The sequence below is a fragment of the Massilia sp. Mn16-1_5 genome, assembly GCF_004798585.1.
Lineage (GTDB): Bacteria > Pseudomonadota > Gammaproteobacteria > Burkholderiales > Burkholderiaceae_D > Telluria.
In genome coordinates, this window is record NZ_PPXQ01000078.1 from 1 (window position 1) to 439 (window position 439).

A 439-nucleotide genomic window follows, 5' to 3' on the forward strand; every position below is an offset into this window, starting at 1 on the left:
ACAATGGCGACGTCGTGACGGGCGTTTTCATGAAGGACTGCTGCGACCGCGAGATCATCGCCTGGCGCGCCTGGGTCGGCCGTGGGTTGCCTGGTGAACCGGTACGCGACATGATGATCGAGGCGGTAGAGGCACGCTTTGGAAGCACTGACGAACGAGCGATTACGCTGGAATTCTTAAGTGACAACGGCGGCGCTTTCCGGGCAATCGAGACGCACGCCTTGGCCCATGAACTGGGCATCAAGCCAGTGCACACGCCTGTCAACAGCCCGCAATCGAACGGTATGACCGAAAGCTTCGTGAACACGTTTAAGAGACGGTTTGAAAACTCGGAAGCAACTATGATGTCCAAATGGTCCTCTTCGATAGGAGTACGCCATGTGGACAGCAGAGCAACGAACACGGCATAAGGTCCGGGTTCCCAAGGAGCGCAAGGGTT

Annotated in this window: 1 pseudogene; it reads left to right on the top strand. The window is 56.9% G+C overall.

Annotated elements, in window-relative coordinates:
* Positions 1–323, top strand: a pseudogene (locus C2862_RS25110) (DDE-type integrase/transposase/recombinase); the annotation flags it as partial.
* Positions 324–439: the final 116 nt, after the last annotated feature.